Origin of the sequence: Salipiger bermudensis (assembly GCF_017309175.1) — a bacterium.
GTDB classification, from domain to species: Bacteria; Pseudomonadota; Alphaproteobacteria; order Rhodobacterales; family Rhodobacteraceae; genus Salipiger; species Salipiger bermudensis.
The window spans coordinates 91,692-110,107 of record NZ_JAEKJV010000003.1 but is presented as its reverse complement, the minus strand read 5'-3'; the positions used below and the strand labels follow the sequence as shown (position 1 = coordinate 110,107).

Sequence of the window (18,416 nt, the reverse complement as noted above, 5' to 3'; positions counted from 1 at the left end):
CCGGTGCGGATCCCGCTGGGTCGACGCCGTGGCCGGCCCGGGTCCGGGCGTCCGGGGCCGGTGGCCCCGGCTCCGGTTTGCTCAGAACTCCGAGGCGTCGTGATAGCCGCTCTCGACGACGATCTCTTCCCAGTTCGAGCTGTCCACCAGCACCGGCTTGAGCAGGTAGGACGGGACCACCTTCTCGCCGTTGTCGTAGGTCTCGGTGTCGTTGATCTCGGGCTCGGTGCCGTTCTGCAGCGCCTCGACCATGTCGACGGCGACGCCCGCCAGCTCGCGGGTGTCCTTGAACACGGTGGAATACTGCTCGCCGGCGATGATCGACTTCACCGAGGGCAGCTCCGCGTCCTGACCGGTGACGATGGGCATCTCGAGATCGCCATTGCCGTAGCCCACACCCTTGAGCGAGCTCAGAATGCCGATCGACAGCCCGTCATAGGGCGACAGGACGCCGTGCACCCGCTCGTCGGTGTAATGCGCGGAGAGCAGGTTATCCATCCGCGCCTGCGCCACCGCGCCGTCCCAGCGCAGGGTACCCACGGTGTCCATGCCCATCTGGCCCGAGACGATATTGATGGTGCCGTCATCGATCAGCGGCTGCAGCACCGACATCGCACCATTGTAGAAGAAATACGCGTTGTTGTCGTCCGGCGAGCCGCCGAACAGTTCGACATTGTAGGGTCCGTCGCCGAACCGCTCCTTCATGCCGTCGACCAGGGACGAGGCCTGCAGAACGCCGACCTGGAAGTTGTCGAAGGTGGCGTAATAGCTGACATAAGGGCTGTCGCGGATCAGGCGGTCGTAGCTGATCACCTCGATATCGGCGTAGTAGGCATTCTCCAGTGCGTTCGAGAGCGTGGTGCCGTCGATCGCCGCAATCACGAGGACATCCACGCCGCGGGTGATCATGTTCTCGATCTGGCTGACCTGGTTCGGGATGTCGTCTTCGGCATATTGCAGGATCGTCTCGTAGCCGGCGGCCTGAAGCTGCTCCTCCATCGAGTTGCCGTCGGAAATCCAGCGGGCGGACGACTTGGTCGGCATGGCGATGCCGATCAGGCCGTCGGCATAGGCGCCGGTAGCCAGCACGAGAGCGGCGGCCGAAACGGCCGCAAGTGACTTGATAGTCATGATCTCCTCCACATTCGCGGCCGGCTCCTCACGCCTTGGTGGCCGCTGATCAGTTCCTGGTCTCCTCAACCATCAACTGCGTAGCGCTTTCGATCTATATCTGTAAAATGCTATTATGGAAGAAATGCATATCATTTCAGGTATGGCGACCGGATGGATCTGAGCAGACGGCTGAAGCCGAACCACCTCAAGTTGATCGATGAGATCGCGAAGAAGCAGAAGCTGCAACTCGCGGCCGAGGCGCTGTCTATCTCGCAGCCGGCGGCAAGCCGGATGCTGGCGGATATCGAGACCAATATGGGCACGCCGCTATTCGTGCGGCACCCCCGCTGGATGGAGCTTACCCAGGCGGGGCAGGCGGTCCTGCGCCACGTGCGCGTGGTCCTTTGGGAGCTCGAGACGCTCGAGGCCGAGGTCGAGAGCATCGCGGGCGGCCGGTCAGGCGTGGTGCGGGTCGGAGCGGTGACCGGTCCGGCGGTGGGCTGCCTGATGCCGGCGCTGCGCAAGGTGAAGGACGAGAGCCCCGATATCGAGACCACGATCGAGGTCGGCCCGTCGGTGCAACTGGTTCGCGGCCTGCGCGAGGGTCGGCTTGATTTCGTTATCGCGCGGCTGACGCCGGAGCAGGACAGCAGCGAGTTCCACGTCTACCCGGCCCGCTCGGAGCGCGTCACGCTACTGGTGCGCGACACGCATCCGCTGGCGGGCGTACCGGATCTGCCCCTCGAGGCGGTGGCGGGTTACGAATGGGTGATTCAGGAGCGCGGCTCTCCGATCCGGCAGGCGGTGGAGGCGGCGTTCCTCGAGGCCGGCACGCCGGTGCCGGCGAACGTTTCGAACTCCTCGTCGCTGTTGATCGTGCTCTCGATCATCGCGCAGGCGGACGTGATCTCGCCGCAGTCCGAGGAGGTCGCCGAGATCCTGACCGGCAGCGCGCTCGGGGCGCGGCTGGTGGCGCTGCAGATGGCCTGCGACATGACGGTCTCGCCGTATTTCGTCCTTTCCAACCGCAGCCAGCAACTGCCGCGCGCCTCCGAACGGGTCTTGAAGGAAGTGCTGAAACGGTTGTGAGCAAGGCCAAGCGCGCGGCCCGGGATGACCTGACTGCTAGAGCATCGCGGACAGGCCACGCGCTCCGGCCGAGAGGGCGGTCGCGAGCAGCACCGAGAGCGACACCAGCCGGTAGCGTCTCTCGCTGGTCAGCGCGAACAGCCTGCCGCCGAGCCAGGTGCCGCCAAGCATCACCGGAAAGGCACAGAGCGCCGCGACGAGGTCGCTGCCGTGCAGGAGGCCTGCGACGGCAAGACCGGGCAGCGCGATGGCGGCGGTGATGGCCACGAAGATCATCAAGCTCGCCCGCATGCGCGCGGCGGCTGCGCCGGTATAGAGGAAATATGTGATCGCTGGCGGTCCCGGCATAGCGGCAAGCCCGCCGAAGAATCCTCCCGCGAACCCGGCCGGAAAGGCCAGCTGCAGCGCCCCGGCACCGCGCGGTTTCGGCGGCAGCGCCAGCATCGGGATGGCAAGGCAGATGATCGCCGCGATCACCACGCGCATCACGTCGGGATCGAGCCAGCCCAGAAGCAGGATGCCCGGCGGCGTGCCGATCAAAGCGCCAAGGCCCATCCGGCCGAGCTCGCACCGGTCGAACTGGCCGCGCAGGCTGATCAGGTCGCGCACCCCCACGAGGCACTGCAGCAGCACCGCGATCACCACCGCCTGCGCTGGCGGGATCACGAGGCTGAGCAGCGGCACCGCGGCGAGCGCGAAGCCGAAGCCGGTGAGGCCGCGGAGCACCGCCGCGATCCCCACCACGCCGCAGATCTCTGCGATCGTCACGAAGGCAAGACCGGTCAGCATCAGCTCATCGATAGCACGACGGTCTTCTTGCGGGTGAAATGTTCGAGCATCGACTCGAGCGAGGCCTCCTTGCCAAGCCCCGAGCGCCCGAAGCCGCCATAGGAGAGGTTCGGCTGGATGGTGAAGCCGGCATTGACCTGCACGAATCCCGCGTCGAGCTGCTTGGACGCGGTCAGCGCGGTGGCGAGGTCCTTGGTCCAGATCGAGGCGGCGAGGCCGAAATCGGTGTCGTTGGCCTGCGCCATGACCTCGTCATAGCTGGTCCATTTCCGGATCACCGTGACCGGGCCGAAGATCTCTTCCTGCACCACCGGGCTCTGAGGGTCGATGCCGAGAACCAGCGTTGGCTGAAGGAAGAGATCGGGCGCGAGCGTGTCGGCCTCGGGCAGTTTTGCGCAGCGGATCACCTCGGCCTCGGGCGCGGCATCGGCCAGCGCGACGTAGCCTTTCACCTTTGCCACCTGCTGCGGCGAGGAGATGGTGCCGATATCGGTGGCCTCATCGAGCGGATCGCCGATCACCAGCGTGTCGAGCCGCGCCTTCAGGGCCGCGACAAAGGCGTCGTGGATGTCCGCGTGCACGTAGATCCGGCTGGCGGCGGTGCAGCTCTGGCCCTGCCGGGTGAACCGCATGCCGGTCACGGCACCTTCGACCGCGCGCTCGAGATCGACATCCGCGCAGACGATCATCGGGCTCTTGCCGCCGAGTTCGAGCGACACCGGGATCAGCCGTTTCGCGGCCGAGATGTAGATCTTCTCGCCGACGGCTTCCGAACCGGTGAAGGTGATCTTGGCAACGTCGCGATGATCGACAAGCGCCTGTCCGCATTCGGCACCGCTGCCGCAGACCACGTTGATCACGCCCTCGGGCAGCAGCGCGGCCAGCATCTCGGCGCAGGCGTAGGTGGCGAAGGGGGCGACCTCGGAGGCCTTGATCACCACCGGGTTGCCGGCAACCAGCGCCGGCGCGATCTTGAGCATCATCAGCACCAGCGGCACGTTCCACGGCAGGATCGCACCAACCACGCCCACCGGCTCGCGGGTGGTGGCGGCGAAGACGTCAGGGGCGAATGGAAGGGTCTCGCCCTTGATCTCGGAGCCCAGCCCGCCGAACATCTCGAGCAGGTCGGCGGCGACGCGGATCTCGCCGCGGCACTCGGTGCGGATCGCCTTGCCGGTCTCGCGGGCCAGCAGATGCGCCAGCGGCTCGAGCTGCGCCAGCATGATGCGGCCGGCTTCGGCCACCAGCCGGCCGCGCTCGCGCGCCGGGGTCTCGGCCCAGTCATGCGCTGCGGCCTTCGCGGCGGCGACGGCGGCATTCACGTCGGCGGCGTCGTTGGCGGCCACCTCGCCAAGCACCGTCATGTGGGCCGGCTCGATCACCTCGATGGCGTTGGCCGAAGGGACCAGCCTGCCGCCGATCAGGGCAACCTTGGAATAGCGGTCGCGCCAGAGTTCGGCCTGCGCGGCGGGGGAGATATCGTGCGTGTCTTTCATCTGTCCTTGTCCGGGCTCAGGCCCGGTTATCCTTGAAATGATACCAGTGATCGGCGCAGCGCTGTCCGATCCGGCGGAGCGGCGTCGGGACGCCATGACGGGGCAGGGCGCCCCGGAAGATCGTCAGGTCCGGGATAGACGTCCTGTCGCCGGCTGCAAGCTGTGCAAGCCGCCGCCCGGCCTGCGCAGGACGCATCGCGCCGTTTTCCGGTGTCGCCGATGCTGGAGTAGATCGAATTTTCGGCATCCACGGAACGATCCCGCGCATGAGCTGGTGGCCGAGATGACTCCAGCCCACCACGCTTGAGGCGGGCGCAAAGGGCTCTGGTCGGCTTGGTTGGCCGGTCAAAGGACCCTCTCGCTGCGCGAGACCATAGCAGCGACCAAACCCTTGGAAATCCGTCATGCGTTCGTTCCGCGCCGCCGATCTACGGACCGTCAGCCTCGCTGTCCTCCACGAGAAGCGCCCCGGCAATCGAGGCCGTATTGCTGATATGAGTGCGCATCGTGAGGGCCGCCATGGCACCATTGCGCGCCCTGAGGGTTGCGAGGATCGCGTGATGTTCCGAGATCGAAGCCTCCATTCTCGAGACCTCGGTGTTCGGGATCGGAACCCTCTGGCTTTCGGTCAGCACGTCATGAATGGACCGGTAGAACATGCGCAGCATCCCGTTCGGGCAGGCGTCGGCGATCTGCGAGTGGAAATCGAGATCGGCCTCCACATGCGCCAGAAGATCACCCTTTCGCCAGGCCTGTTCGAAGGTCCGCGCGGCGGCTTCGAGCGCTGCGAGTTGTACGTCCGTCATCACCGGGGCCGCGAGGCGACACATCTCGCTTTCGATGACGAGCCTGGTCTGAAACACTTCGGTGATCGAATAGCGGGCATCATGGCGCCAGTTCTGGCCGGCCTTCGGTGCGCGCGTGCGCTCTCCGGTCACGAAGGTGCCGCGCGCGGGCAGCGTGCGGATGAGCCCGAGCGTTTCGAGGGTCAGAAGCGCCTCGCGCAAAGAGGCGCGGGAGACACCCAGTCGCTCCGACAGGATCCGCTGCGAGGGAAGCTTGGCATCGGGAGGGAATTCGCCGCTACGGATCATCTCCTGAATCCGACGCGTCACGACCTCCGTGACCGGCAGCTTTCCAAAGTCTTCTTCCATCGCTCTGTTCCTAATTCTGAGCATTGCCTGCGGCCGCGGCTCTCGCAGCGCCGAAATTAGTGATTGCACACTTGCAAAAATCTTGCCAGCGTGATCCTACCGGTATGACTGGTCTGACCGGTTGATCCGAACGCTTCGGATCCAAAACAACAGGGAGAAAAAAATGCTCAGAAAATTCATCGTTCCGGTTTGGGTCGTCGCCGCTGGCGCAGGTGCTGCGGCTCAGGCGCAGGAAGCGCTCGAGGTCGGTGCGAATATCGGCAACGTGCCTTGGGAGTTCCAGGACGAGAGCGGCGAATTCGTCGGCTTCGAGGTCGAGCTCGCAAACGCGGTCGCGTCGCAGCTCGGACGCGAGGTGGAGATCGTCAACATCCCGTTCAACGGGCTGTTCTCGGCGGTGCAGTCGGGCCGCATCGACATGGCGATGTCCTCGATCACCATCACCGACGAGCGCCTGCAGTCGGTGAGCTTCGCGCAGCCCTACTATGACAGCGACCAGTCGCTCACCGTTGGCGCCGAGGGGCCTGCCTCGCTGGACGAGATGAAAGACAAGGTCGTCGGTGTCGACACCGGCTCGACCGGCGACATGTGGGCCACCGAGCACGCCGAGGACTACGGCTTCGCCGACATTCGTCGCTACGAGGGCCTGCAGCCGGCCATGCTCGACCTGACCGCTGGCCGCATCGACGGCTACATCTCGGACATCCCGGCGCTTCAGTACTACGTGAAGGACAAGCCCGCGCTGGAGGTCGTGCAGCGCATCGAGACCGGTGAGAAGTACTCCTTCATGTTCGCCAAGGACGCGGAGCTGGCCACCGAGGTCAACGAGATCCTCAGTGGTCTGAAAGAGGACGGGACGCTCGCGGAGCTGCACGAGAAATGGTTCGGCGCAGCGCCCGAGGCCGGAACCTCGACGGTGACCGTTCTCGACATGCCGAGCGCCGAGTAAGCGCGCGCGATCCGGGCGCGGAAGCGCCCGGGTCCCTGCAGGGGATCCAGATGGACTTGTTCGAAACCTTCCTCAATTTCGAGGTGCTCGCCCGAAGTTTTCCGATGTTGCTCAAGGGGCTCTGGCTCACGCTCAAGCTGGGCGCCGCGAGCATCCTGGCCGGGCTCGTGCTGGGCCTCGCGCTGTGCATGATGCGGCTCTATTCGGTGCGGCCGGTGCAGATCCTCACGCGCATCTATATCGACGTCTTCCGCTCGATCCCGCTGCTGGTGCTGCTCATAATCGTTTACTACGCGCTGCCCTTCGTCGGGGTGCGGCTCTCGCCCTTCGCGTCGGCGATGACCGCGCTCACGATGGTCTCGGGGGCCTACACGGCCGAGATCTTCCGCTCGGGGATCGAGGCCATCCCGAAAGGCCAGTTCGAAGCCGCCGCAGCCCTGGGCCTCGGTCATCGTCAGACCATGGTCGACGTCATCCTGCCGCAGTCGATCCGCATGGTGATCCCGCCGCTGACCAACAATTCGATCAACGTCGTCAAGGACACGGCGTTGGCCTCGGTCGTGGCGATGCCGGACCTGCTGAAGCAGGCGACGCAGGCGCAGGCGCTTGCGGCCAACCCGAGCCCGCTCATCGGTGCCGCGGCGATCTATCTCGCGTTTCTGCTGCCGCTGGTGCTGCTGGTGTCGCGTCTGGAGCGGCGGCTCAACCGGGGGAAAGCATGATGTCGGGCTATATCAGCATCCGGAACCTGCAGAAGTTCTACGGTCACTATCACGCCCTGCGTGGCATCGACCTCGAGATTGCGCGCGGTGAAGTGGTGTGCGTTGTCGGCCCTTCGGGCTCGGGCAAGTCGACACTGATCCGATGCATCAACAGGCTCGAGGATTTCTCCGCCGACAGTGCCATCCATGTCGACGGCGTGCCGGTGTTGCCCGGGGCCAATCTGGCCAAGGTGCGCGCCGAGGTCGGCATGGTCTTCCAGAGCTTCAATCTCTTTCCGCACCTCACCGTGCGCCAGAACATCATGCTCGCGCCGCGCCGCGTGCGGGGAACGACGAAGGCCGCGGCGGCCGCCCAGGCCGACCAGCTGCTCGCGCGCGTCGGGCTGGAATCGCAGGCCGAGAAATACCCCAGCGGCCTGTCTGGCGGCCAGCAGCAGCGCGTGGCGATCGCCCGTGCGCTGGCGATGGAGCCGCAGGTGCTGCTCTTCGATGAGCCCACCTCGGCGCTCGATCCCGAGATGGTCGGCGAGGTGCTCGACGTTATGCGCGACCTCGCGCAGACCGGCGTGACCATGGTGGTTGTGACCCACGAGATGGGTTTTGCCCGGCAGGTCGCCGACCGCGTGATCTTCATGGATGGCGGCGAGGTGATCGAAAGCGCGCCGCCCGCGGAGTTCTTTTCCGCCCCGCGCGAGACGCGCACCCGCAACTTCCTGCACGCCGTGCTGGACCACTGACCACCACTTCGAGACAGACACAGGGGCAGCCGATGTCAGAGTACACAGATCAACTGGATATGGAGTTCGTGCGCGGCCAGTTTCCCGCGTTGGCCAAGGACTGGGCGTTTTTCGACAACGCTGGCGGCTCACAGACGCTGCAGGGCGCGATGGACCGGATCGTCGAATTCCTCACCCATCGCGATGTGCAGATCGGCGGCAGCTACGAGATCTCGCAGCTTGCGGCCGAGGCCCTGATGGAAGGGCGCCGCGCCGCTCAGACCTTCGTCAACGCCGCGCGGCCCGAGGAAATCGTGTTTGGTCCCTCGACCACGGTGTTGGTCCAGACCCTCGCGGCCGCCATGCGCAGCCAGTTCGAACCCGGCGACGAGATCATCGTGACCCATGCCGACCACGAGTCCAACATCGGGCCGTGGGAGCGGCTGCGCGAATTCGGTGTGGTGATCAAGGTCTGGCCCATCGACACGTCGTCGATGCAACTGCGTCTCGAAGACCTCGCGCCGCTGATGGGGCCGCGCACGAAGCTGGTCTGCGTGCACCATGTCTCCAACATTCTCGGCGCGATCAACCCGGTCGGCGAGATCGCAGACTTCGTTCACAGCCATGGTGCGAAGATCTGTGTCGACGGCGTCGCCTACGCGCCGCATCGCGCCATCGACGTGGCGGCCTGGGATGTCGATTACTATATCTTCAGTCTCTACAAGTGCTACGGCCCGCACACCGCGATCATGTACGGCAAGTACGAGCTGCTGGCCGAGCTCGACGGTCTGTATCACTACTTCTACGGCAAGGATAAGGTCCCCGGGAAGCTCGAGCCGGGCAATCCGAACTACGAGCTGGCCTACTCCATGACGGCTGTGGTCGAGTACGTGCAGGCGCTGGGTCGCCGCGCCGGATCGGATGCGGAGGGGCGCGCGCTGTTTGAGGCCGGCTTCGCGGCCATAGCGCGTCAGGAGGAAGTGTTGACCAACCGTCTGCTGGATTGGCTGGGCGCGCGCAACGACTGCCGGGTGATCGGCGATCCCGGGAATGGCGGCAACCTGCGCGTTCCGACGATCTCCTTCCGTGTCGAGGGCGTGAACTCGGGGGCAGTCGCGCGTGGGATGGACGACCACAAGGTCGCAATTCGGTTTGGTGATTTCCATTCGCGCCGTTTGGTCGAACGTTTGGGGGAAGATCACGACGACGGCGTCGTGCGCGTCTCGATGGTGCACTACAACACCCTCGCAGAGCTCGAGCGCATGCTCTCGGCACTGCCTGACGTTCTGAGCGGCGTCGAGCTGACACTTGCGGCGGACGCGGATTAATAGCATCGCCAGCGGAGGCCTGTGGCGCGGCTGTGATGGTCGCGCCCGCTGGGCGCGCCCGACGCCTCGGACCACAGCAGTCCGGGCGTCTGTGGGGCTTGGCTCATCCCTTCGTCCGGGTGAGTTGCAGAAGCAGCGTTTCCTGCGGTTGTCCCCGGGGGCGTGATGCCCTTCACTGTAAGGGGCAGTCTCGACCGTCGGTTGGAGGGTGCCCCTGCAGGTGCACCGCTTCTATGGGGCACGACCATTGCAGCCTGCCAGGCTGTACAATCAGAGACCCGGACAGCCCCAGGACGAATGCCATGGACCAGACCTATCACATCGCACAGCGCCTTTTGCTGGCCTACGACGAGATGCCGCGTGGAGAGCGGCGGCTGGCCGACCTTCTGCTCGAGGATGTCGGCGTGCTCGCCTACATGACCGCAGGCGATATTGCTGATCAGGCAAACGTGTCGAAGGCCACCGCGGCACGGCTCTTCCGGCGGCTCGGCTATCGCGGCTATCGCGAGGCACAGCACGAAGTGCGCGAGAGCCAGTCCGCCAAGCCCACGGCGCCCGAGGTTCCGGCGTTCTCGGGCGGGTTTCTCTCTCCGGGAGAGTATCTCGACGCGGAGGTGAAGCATCTCGTGCGGACCTTCGAAACCCTTCCGGCAGAACAGATGTCGGAAGCCGTCGAGATCCTCTGCCGCGCCGCCAAGCTCTGGGTGGTGGGCTTCGGCGAAGGCTATCCGCTGGCGCTCTTCGCTCGCGCGCTGCTCATCAAGGTCTTTCCGGACATCCGAATGATCCCCCTGAGCGGCTTCCCGGTGCCGGAGGAATTCGCCTCGATCAGCCCCGAGGACGCGGTGCTGGCCTTCGGCCTCGGTCGGCGCACGGCCGAGCTGCGCAACGTGATCGGCTCGTCACGGCGCGCGGGCGCCAAGGTCATCCTCGTCACCAACTCGCTCGCGGCGGGCGACAAGCGGGGCGCCGACCTGATCCTGCGCGGTCGCTCGGAAGGGCCGACGGTCTTCGGTTCGATGACCGCGCCGCTGAGCCTCGTCACCTATCTCTGCGCCCGGGTTGCGACGCGGACCGGCGATTCGGCGCAGAGGCGACTCGACCACATCGAGTCGATCCATTCGCAATGGGCTGAAGAAAGCAGCAAATGAGATCGCTCGGTTTTCAGAACTGAAAAGAACGATCCGCCGCGCACGTGAAAAAGATTCATTTATGAAAATCGACATGTCGTTTGTGAACCTTTTTCTTGCGCCGGCCTGTATCCTGCCCGGAGCCTTGTCTGCATGTCGCTCCTCGATCCGAGGCGACGCACCGCGACTTGATGGAGATGAGGAACATGGACGACACACGCAGAAGACCGCGCGGATTGCCCGCGCTGCCCGGGCTCGCGCTGACGGCGTCACTGGCACTCGGCGCGACAGCGGCCAGCGCTCAGGAGCTGGTCTGGGCACGCTATGGCGACATCGACAGTCTCGACCCGCACCGCGCCACAAGCACCCTGTCGATGCAGGTCTGGGACCAGATCTACGACACGTTGCTCGCCTTCGACATGGAGGGGAACCCCGGACCCAACATGGCCGCAAGTTGGGAGGCCAGCGAGGACGGGCTGGAGTACACCTTCACCCTTAACGACGGGATCATGTGCCATGACGGCTCGCCGTTCGACGCCAATGACGTGAAGTTCACCATCGACCGGGCCTTCGGCGACACGCCGAGCCTGACCAAGACCAGCTGGGGCCCGATCACCGACGTGACGGTCGTCGATCCGCTGACCTTCAAGGTCACTCTGGCAAGCAAGTTCGGCGCCTTCCTGCCGTTCCTCGCCGACAGTTTCTCGTCGATGATCTGCGACAGCAACACGGCCGAGACCTTCGGCTCGACCACCGCCATTGGCACCGGGCCGTTCAGTCTTGACGAATGGGTCAAGGGCAGCGAGGTCGCGCTGTCGAAGAACCCGGATTACGTCAATTACGGCGAGCCCTACGACAACGAGGGCGCCCCGCATATCGACAGGCTGCTGATCCGAACCGTGCCGGAGGCTCAGACCCGCCTTGCTGCGCTGCGCACCGGCGAGGTGCATATCGCCGAACCGCCCTTCGATGACATCGAGGCCATCAGGGAGGCCGGCGAGCTGGAGATCATGGTCGCCGAGAACACCGGTCAGGACGTCTTCTGGGAGTTCACCACCTCGCGTGCGCCCTTCGACGACATCCGCGCCCGGCAGGCGGTGGCCTATGCCACCGATCCGCAGATGGCGATCGACATCATCTACGGTGGCCTGACCAACCGCGAGTGGTGCCCGGTGGCGCGCGGTGTCTTCGGCAACGACCAGGAGTTCTGCAAGCAGTACGGCTACGAGTACGACCCGGAAAAGGCCAAGGCGCTGCTCGCCGAGATGGGCTACGGCCCGGACAATCCGCTCGAGACGACGATGTTCGTCTGGACCGGTGGCAACCGGCACAAGCTGGCCGAGATCTTCCAGTCGCAACTGGCGCAGGTCGGCATCGATGCGGGCATCGAGATCATGGACATCGGGACCATGAACGCCCGTGTGAAGGCGCAGAACGAGGACACCACCTCGGACGAGCCGGGCACGTTCGACATGATGACCTGGTCCTGGTACGACCCGGATATCCTCTACCAGCTGTGGCACTCGCCGGGCGCCTATTCAGGCTACCAATCGCCAGAGCTCGACGCGATGCTCGAGGAAACCCGCACCACGATCGATCCCGACGCCCGGCTTGAGAAGGTGCAGGCGGTGATCAAGTACCTGATGGAAAACGCAGTGCATATCGGCCTCTACAGCCCCGGCTGGGAGTGGGTCTTTGCGGTGCGTCCCGAAGTCGAGGGGTTCAAGGTCGGTCCCTTCCTGCACCCGAACTTCCTTGACGTGACGGTGGTGAGCGGGGGCTGAGGACCGTACCCCCACGGATCGCTTCCCCTCACGACCTCGGCGCGCGGCCTTGCTCCCGCCGCGCGCCGGACCCTTCCCTTCGGCAAGGAGATGCCCCATGGGCAAGTTCATCCTGCAGCGCCTGCTCGCCGCGCTCGTGACCATCTGGATTGCGACCATCGCGGTGACCATCCTGATCCACCTGGTGCCGGGCGATCCGGTGCGGATCATGTATGGCAGCTTCCAGACCACCCCCGAGGAACTCGAGGCGATCCGCGTGCGGCTTGGGCTCGACCAGCCGATCTGGACCCAGTACCTGATGTATCTCGAGCGCCTCGTGCAGGGCGATCTCGGCCGCTCCATCGTCGGCGACCAGCCGGTGCTCGACGTGCTGCTGACGCGCTTCCCGGCAACACTCGCGCTCACCGTGTCGAGCCTTGCGATCGCCATCGTGGTGGGCATGAGCCTCGGCTTCCTTGCCGCCTACAAGCGCGGCACATGGGTCGATGTCGGTGCCATGGTGCTGGCGATCGTCGGGGTGTCGATGCCGCATTTCTGGCTCGGCCTTCTGTTGCTGTTCCTGTTTGCCCTTCAGTTGCAATGGTTGCCCGTGGCGGGCGGTGACTGGCGCAGCCTGCTGCTGCCGGCATTGACGCTCGGGCTCGCCAATGCCGCCGTGCTGGCGCGCCTGACCCGCTCGGCGATGATCGACATCTTCGACCAGGATTTCATCCGTACCGCCCGCGCCAAGGGTCTGCCGCGCTCGATCGTGCTGTACCGCCACGCGCTTCGCTCGGGGCTCGTGCCGGTGGTGTCGATGCTGGGCCTGCAGTTCGCCTACCTCATGGGCGGCGCCATCGTGATCGAGAATGTCTTCGCCTGGAACGGCGTGGGGCGGCTGGCGATCGAGGCGGTGCTGTCGCGCGACTACCCCCTGATCCAGGGCTTCATCCTGTTCTTTGCAACCGTGGTCGCGCTGGCATCGGTGGTGATCGACATCGCCTACGCCTTCCTCGACCCCCGCATCCGGTATTCGTGATGATCCACTCATCCTCCACCGCCGAGCTGGCGGACGATCTCGCCACCGCCTCCGCGCCGCGCAAGCGCAGTTTCTGGCGGGCGCTCCTTGCCAGCCCGTCCGGCCTGATCGGCCTCGTGATCGTGGCGGTCCTGATATTCGCGGCACTGACCGCTCCGGTGATCGCGCCCTACGATCCGCTGCGTATGGCGGCCGGGCCTCGGCTCGACGCCCCATCCACGAGCTATCTCATGGGCACCGACGATTTCGGCAGGGACGTGCTGAGCCGGATCATCTACGGCGCGCGGCTGACGCTGCAGATCGGCGTGATCGCCGTCGGCATCTCGCTGTCCTGCGGACTGCTGCTCGGCCTCGTGGCCGGCTATTCCTCGGGCTGGACCGAGCGGGTCCTGATGCGGCTGGTGGACGTGCTCTTCTCGTTCACCGAGATCGTGATCGCGCTCGCCTGCCTTGCCATCTTCGGCGTCGGCCTGACGAACGCGATGATTGCCATCGGCATCGCCTCGATCCCGTTCTACGCCCGTGTGACCCATTCCGTGGTGCTGGTGGAGAAGGGCAAACCCTATTTCGAGGCTGCCGTCGCCGCGGGCGCGGGCCACCTGCGGCTGATCTTCCTGCATCTGCTGCCCAACGTGGTGCCGACGCTGATCGTCATCGGCACACTGGGGGTCTCCACCGCGATCCTCGCCGCGGCCGGGCTGTCCTTTCTCGGGCTCGGTGCACAACCGCCACAGCCGGAATGGGGCTTTATGCTGTCTTCGTCGCGCGATCTCATCAGTCGCGCTCCGTGGATGATGATCTTTCCCGGCCTCGCCATCGCCACCACCGTCCTGGGGTTCAACCTGCTGGGCGACGGCATCCGCGAGGCCCTCGACCCGAGGCAGACAGACCGATGACACCAGACACAGACGCCCCGCTCCTGTCCGTCAGGGACCTGACCATCTCGTTCGGCAAGGGCCGCCACCGGAACGTCGCTGTGAAGGACCTGAGCTACGATCTGCGCGCCGGTGAAACGCTGGCCATCGTCGGCGAGAGTGGCTCCGGCAAGAGCGTATCTTCAATGGCGCTGCTGGGCCTCTTGCCGCGGGGCGCCGCGACCATCGAGGCCGGAAGGGCCCGGTTCGACGGTCGGGATCTGCTGCACCTGAGCGACGAGCAGCTGCGCGGCATCCGGGGCGACCGGGTGACGATGATCTTCCAGGAACCGATGACCTCGCTCACACCGGTTCTGCGCATCGGCCAGCAGCTCACCGAGGCGCTGATCGAGCACAAGGGCATGAGTCGGTCGCAGGCCGCGGCGCGGGGCCGCGAGATGCTGACACTGGTGGGGCTCGACGACGCCCCACGCCGCATGAAGCAGTTCCCGCACGAACTGTCGGGCGGTATGCGCCAGCGGGTGATGATCGCGATGGCGATGGCCTCGGACCCGGCGTTCCTGCTGGCGGATGAGCCGACCACGGCGCTCGACGTGACCGTGCAGGCCCAGATCCTCGATCTGATGCGCGACCTCAAGGCCCGCTTCGGCACGTCGATCATCCTGATCACCCATGACATGGGCGTGGTCGCCGAGATGGCCGACCGGGTCGTCGTCATGCGCAAGGGGCGCAAGATCGAGGAGGGCACGGTCCGCGAGATCTTCGAGACGCCGCAGCAGGACTACACCAAGGCGTTGCTCGCGGCGGTCCCACGGCTTGGGGCCCATGCGGCGGCGGCGGAGCCGCGGCAGGTGGTCGACAGCCCTTCACGTCCCGGCGCACGGCTGCTGCACACGCACGGCATGTCCAAGACCTTTCGCGAACGCGGGCTTTTCGCGGCGAAGGCGGGGGGCACGGCGGCGATGCAGGACGTGGGCTTCGACCTCGCGGCGGGAGAGACGCTGGCGCTGGTCGGCGAAAGCGGTTCGGGCAAGTCCACCACGGGACGGGCGGTGCTGCGATTGCTGGAACTTGACCAAGGCGTGATCGAGATCGGCGGGACCGACATGCGACGGCTTTCTGGTGGTGCGGTGCGCAAGGCGCGGCGCGAGATGCAGATGATCTTTCAGGACCCCTTCGCCTCGCTCAACCCACGCCTCAGCGCCGGGCGGCTGGTGGCAGAGCCGATGGTGATCCACGGCCTTGCAAAGGGCCGCGAGTTGCAGGACCGGACCGAGCAGCTCTTCACGCGCGTCGGGCTCGAGGCAGACCACATGCGCCGCTTCCCGCACGAGTTCTCGGGCGGTCAGCGCCAGCGCCTGTCAATCGCGCGCGCCTTGTCGGTGAACCCGAAGTTGATCGTCGCCGATGAACCGACCTCGGCGCTCGATGTCAGTGTCCAGGCGCAAGTGCTCGAGCTGATGCTCGAGCTGCAGCAGAGCCTCGGCCTCGCCTATCTCTTCATCAGCCACGACATGGCGGTGGTCGAGGAGGTCGCGCATCGCGTCGCAGTGATGCGGCGGGGCAGGATCGTCGAGATCGGGCCGCGGCAGGCGGTGCTGAACGATCCGCGCCATCCCTATACCCGCGCCCTGCTCGCGGCGGTGCCGGTACCCGATCCGACCCGCACCCGGGGCACCTTGCCGACGCTTGACGCCAGCACCCTGCCCATGGGGCCGCTGACCGAGATCGCCCCCCAACACATGGTGGCAAGTTGACCATAGGAATAGCAGTGAAGGCCCCGGGTGCCGCCCGCGCGGCGCTGGCCGGGCTCGAGGCGGTCGAAGCCGTCGGGCGCGGTGCCATTGGCGGTTTCGTCAGCCTCACGGTGCTTGCACCCGATGGCGCGGTGCACGATCTCGGGGTGCAGCGCGGCGGGGCGCGGGCGATGCTGGCCGAGCCGCAGCTCGCGGCGCTGGCGGAGGCCCGGCTGGCGGTGTTGATGTCCTCGGCACCGGACCGGCCCGAGCCCCTGTCGCAGTTCACCCCCGGTGCCGCCGATGCAGGGCTGATGACCGGGCACCGCCTGCCGAACATGCCGGGCCTGAACGGGACCCCCCCGAACCTCGTCGCGCTTCAGGCGCTGCGCGAGGGGCTGTCTCCGGCGCAGGCGATCGACCGGGCGCTTGCGGATGCCCCGGATCTGGACGCCGGGCTCATCGCGATGACCCCGAGCGGCGAACTCGCGATCGGAAACTCGGCCTCGGTGGCGGAACGACCCGATATCGGAGAGGCGCTTGTGGTCGAACCGGGCCTGTCGATCGCAGTCCTTCACAACTCGATCCTGCCGCACGAGGCGCTCGCGGATCTTGCGGTCTCGGCGATCCACGACACGCTGGCGCCGCTCGACGCATGGAGCGGCTCGGGCAGCGCCATCGGTCTCAGCGTTCGCCCCGGCCCCCGCAAGCGCGCGCTTCTGCTCGACGCGGATCGCGGTACACCGCTGGGGTTCGAGGCGGAGGGAGAGGAGTGGCGACGCCCGGAATGGGAGGGCTGTCCGGTCCGACGTGGCGACCCGGTGATCGCGGCGGAGCAGGTCGTGGGCTATGTCGTGCAGGAGGCCTATTGCATCCTGCGCGGCGGCACCGTGACCCAGGCGCGGGGCGACCACCACCTTACCTGGACACGGAGCGAGGCGACATGACCGGCGATTTTGAATGCGATCTGCTGATCCGGAATGCGGAGGTTTACGACGGCACCGGTGCACCGCCCGTCATGGCCGACGTGGCGGTGGCGGGAGACCGCATCGCGGCTATCGGCGCGGGTCTGAGCCTGTCGGCGCGCGAGGTGGTCGAGGCCGCCGGGCTGGCGCTTGCGCCGGGCTTCATCGACGTCCACACCCATGATGACCTCGCCGCGATGCGCGTTGAGACCAGCCTGCCGAAGCTGAGTCAGGGCGTTACCACCGTAGTGACAGGCAATTGCGGGATCAGCCTTGGGCCAAGCCCGCTCACGCGGCGTGACACAGTCGTGCCGCCGCTCGACCTGATCGCCACGGCAGAGGAATACCGCTACCCGCGCTTTGGCGATTACCTTGACGCGCTGCGCCAGCACGCCCCCGGCGTGAACGTGGTGCCGCTGGTCGGTCACACGGTTCTGCGCGCGCGGGTGGTGGAGGATCTGACCGGGCCGGCCCGCGCTGAAGAGGTCGAAGCGATGCGGCAAGATCTGGCAGAGGCGCTTGATCAGGGCGCTGCCGGGTTGTCCACCGGGCTGGCCTATCCGCCCGCCAAGGCGGCCACGACCTCAGAGGTGCTGACCCTCGTGGGCGAGGTCGCGACCGTCGGCGCCCTCTGGACGACCCATATGCGTGACGAGCGGACCGGCGTGGTCTCGGCGGTGGCCGAGACCATCGACATCGCCCGGCGCAGCGGCGCACGGACGCTGATCTCGCATCACAAGTGCTGCGGCGAGGCCGCCTTCGGCCTCTCACGCACCACGCTCGCGATGATCGAGGAGGCGCGTGGCGAGATCCGGCTCGACATCGACGTCTACCCCTACACCGCCAGCTCGACGGTTCTGATCGAGAGCTTCGCACGCGACAGCCGGAGGGTGACGGTCAGCTGGTCGGACCCGCATCCGGACATGGCGGGGCGCGATCTCGACGAGATCGCCGCGTTCTGGGGCATCGACCCGATGGCGGCGCTCGACCGGCTGCGGCCCGGCGGCGCGATCTACCACCAGATGGACGACGACGATCTGGAGCGGATCCTGTCCTGGCCTCCGTCGCTGGTGGGATCCGACGGGCTGCCCCGCGACCGGCGCCCGCATCCGCGCCTTTGGGGCGCCTTCCCCCGCGTGCTGGGCCACTACGCCCGCGAACAGGCGCTGCTGCCGATGGCGGGCGCCATCGCCAAGATGACCGGCCAGACGGCAGACGTTCTTGACCTGCCTGACCGCGGGCGGATCGCGGAGGGGGCCTTTGCCGACCTCGTGCTCTTCGATCCCGAGACCATCCGCGATGCCGCCAGTTTCGAAGATCCCGTGCGCCCGTCCATCGGGGTCCGCGCTGTCTATATGAACGGACGCCGCGCCTATGACGGCGAGACGAACGAGGGCAGCGCCTGCGGCAGGCTGCTTGCGCGTTCCGCGTGACGCCTTCGCGGATGAAATCGGCCACATGCCCGCGCGAAATGCGGCCAGCTTGGCAGAATCGATCGTGGCCCGGGCCTCGAAGAAAAGCCGGGGCCGTTCGCGTGGAAAGCAATGCTCAG

17 protein-coding genes are annotated in these 18,416 nt (G+C 66.3%); 12 read left to right on the top strand and 5 right to left on the bottom strand.

The genetic code is table 11. From position 1 onward, the window contains the following. Positions 1-81 precede the first annotated feature (81 nt). Positions 82-1,131: a multiple monosaccharide ABC transporter substrate-binding protein gene (gene chvE, locus JF542_RS05350; RefSeq protein ID WP_040545869.1), complete on the bottom strand. Its 1,050-nt coding sequence runs from the start codon at positions 1,129-1,131 to the stop codon at positions 82-84. 153 nt (positions 1,132-1,284) lie between these two features. Here chvE and JF542_RS05345 point away from each other — a divergent pair, with 153 nt between their 5' ends. After that, positions 1,285-2,202: a LysR family transcriptional regulator gene (locus JF542_RS05345; protein WP_207075026.1), complete on the top strand. Its 918-nt coding sequence runs from the start codon at positions 1,285-1,287 to the stop codon at positions 2,200-2,202. A gap of 36 nt (positions 2,203-2,238) precedes the next feature. Here the strand turns inward: JF542_RS05345 and JF542_RS05340 are convergent, their stop codons facing one another. Genes JF542_RS05340 through JF542_RS05325 form a run of 4 tightly spaced genes read right to left on the bottom strand, consistent with a single transcriptional unit; the run spans position 2,239 to position 5,641 of the window. After that, the gene (locus JF542_RS05340) at positions 2,239-2,991 is read right to left on the bottom strand and encodes a sulfite exporter TauE/SafE family protein (RefSeq protein ID WP_207075025.1); all 753 of its coding nucleotides are present in this window, start codon (positions 2,989-2,991) and stop codon (positions 2,239-2,241) included. Then, positions 2,991-4,487 (bottom strand): aldehyde dehydrogenase family protein, encoded by a 1,497-nt coding sequence (locus JF542_RS05335; RefSeq protein WP_207075024.1) that lies wholly within the window; start codon positions 4,485-4,487, stop codon positions 2,991-2,993. The genes JF542_RS05340 and JF542_RS05335 overlap by 1 nt, the downstream gene beginning before the upstream one ends. 16 nt (positions 4,488-4,503) lie before the next feature. After that, complete coding sequence (locus tag JF542_RS05330) at positions 4,504-4,893, bottom strand: hypothetical protein (RefSeq protein ID WP_207075023.1); 390 nt, start codon at positions 4,891-4,893, stop codon at positions 4,504-4,506. Positions 4,894-4,915: 22 nt separating this feature from the next. Continuing rightward, complete coding sequence (locus JF542_RS05325; RefSeq protein WP_207075022.1) at positions 4,916-5,641, bottom strand: FadR/GntR family transcriptional regulator; 726 nt, start codon at positions 5,639-5,641, stop codon at positions 4,916-4,918. 163 nt (positions 5,642-5,804) lie between these two features. Between JF542_RS05325 and JF542_RS05320 the strand changes: the two genes are divergently transcribed. The 11 genes from JF542_RS05320 to JF542_RS05270 all read left to right on the top strand — a co-directional run bounded on the left by JF542_RS05320 (position 5,805) and on the right by JF542_RS05270 (position 18,297). Beyond that, positions 5,805-6,590, top strand: a complete 786-nt coding sequence (locus JF542_RS05320) for a transporter substrate-binding domain-containing protein (RefSeq protein WP_242533600.1) — start codon at positions 5,805-5,807, stop codon at positions 6,588-6,590. 50 nt (positions 6,591-6,640) lie between these two features. Next, positions 6,641-7,312: an amino acid ABC transporter permease gene (locus JF542_RS05315; protein WP_007802965.1), complete on the top strand. Its 672-nt coding sequence runs from the start codon at positions 6,641-6,643 to the stop codon at positions 7,310-7,312. Beyond that, positions 7,312-8,049 (top strand): amino acid ABC transporter ATP-binding protein, encoded by a 738-nt coding sequence (locus tag JF542_RS05310; RefSeq protein WP_207075021.1) that lies wholly within the window; start codon positions 7,312-7,314, stop codon positions 8,047-8,049. The genes JF542_RS05315 and JF542_RS05310 overlap by 1 nt, the downstream gene beginning before the upstream one ends. Before the next feature lie 32 nt (positions 8,050-8,081). Beyond that, complete coding sequence (locus JF542_RS05305; protein ID WP_242533599.1) at positions 8,082-9,356, top strand: cysteine desulfurase-like protein; 1,275 nt, start codon at positions 8,082-8,084, stop codon at positions 9,354-9,356. Between the two features lie 302 nt (positions 9,357-9,658). Continuing rightward, positions 9,659-10,507 (top strand): MurR/RpiR family transcriptional regulator, encoded by an 849-nt coding sequence (locus JF542_RS05300; RefSeq protein ID WP_207075020.1) that lies wholly within the window; start codon positions 9,659-9,661, stop codon positions 10,505-10,507. Between the two features lie 185 nt (positions 10,508-10,692). Next, the gene (locus tag JF542_RS05295) at positions 10,693-12,270 is read left to right on the top strand and encodes an ABC transporter substrate-binding protein (protein ID WP_242533598.1); all 1,578 of its coding nucleotides are present in this window, start codon (positions 10,693-10,695) and stop codon (positions 12,268-12,270) included. Positions 12,271-12,367: 97 nt separating this feature from the next. Next, positions 12,368-13,288 (top strand): ABC transporter permease, encoded by a 921-nt coding sequence (locus JF542_RS05290; RefSeq protein ID WP_207075019.1) that lies wholly within the window; start codon positions 12,368-12,370, stop codon positions 13,286-13,288. After that, complete coding sequence (locus JF542_RS05285; RefSeq protein WP_207075018.1) at positions 13,288-14,184, top strand: ABC transporter permease; 897 nt, start codon at positions 13,288-13,290, stop codon at positions 14,182-14,184. Before JF542_RS05290 ends, JF542_RS05285 begins: the two co-directional genes overlap by 1 nt. Continuing rightward, positions 14,181-15,920 (top strand): ABC transporter ATP-binding protein, encoded by a 1,740-nt coding sequence (locus JF542_RS05280; protein WP_207075017.1) that lies wholly within the window; start codon positions 14,181-14,183, stop codon positions 15,918-15,920. The genes JF542_RS05285 and JF542_RS05280 overlap by 4 nt, the downstream gene beginning before the upstream one ends. Further along, a complete protein-coding gene (locus tag JF542_RS05275; RefSeq protein WP_242533597.1) occupies positions 15,917-16,846 on the top strand; it encodes a DUF6963 family protein in 930 nt (309 codons plus the stop codon). Before JF542_RS05280 ends, JF542_RS05275 begins: the two co-directional genes overlap by 4 nt. Further along, positions 16,843-18,297, top strand: a complete 1,455-nt coding sequence (locus JF542_RS05270) for an N-acyl-D-amino-acid deacylase family protein (protein WP_207075015.1) — start codon at positions 16,843-16,845, stop codon at positions 18,295-18,297. The genes JF542_RS05275 and JF542_RS05270 overlap by 4 nt, the downstream gene beginning before the upstream one ends. Positions 18,298-18,416: the final 119 nt, after the last annotated feature.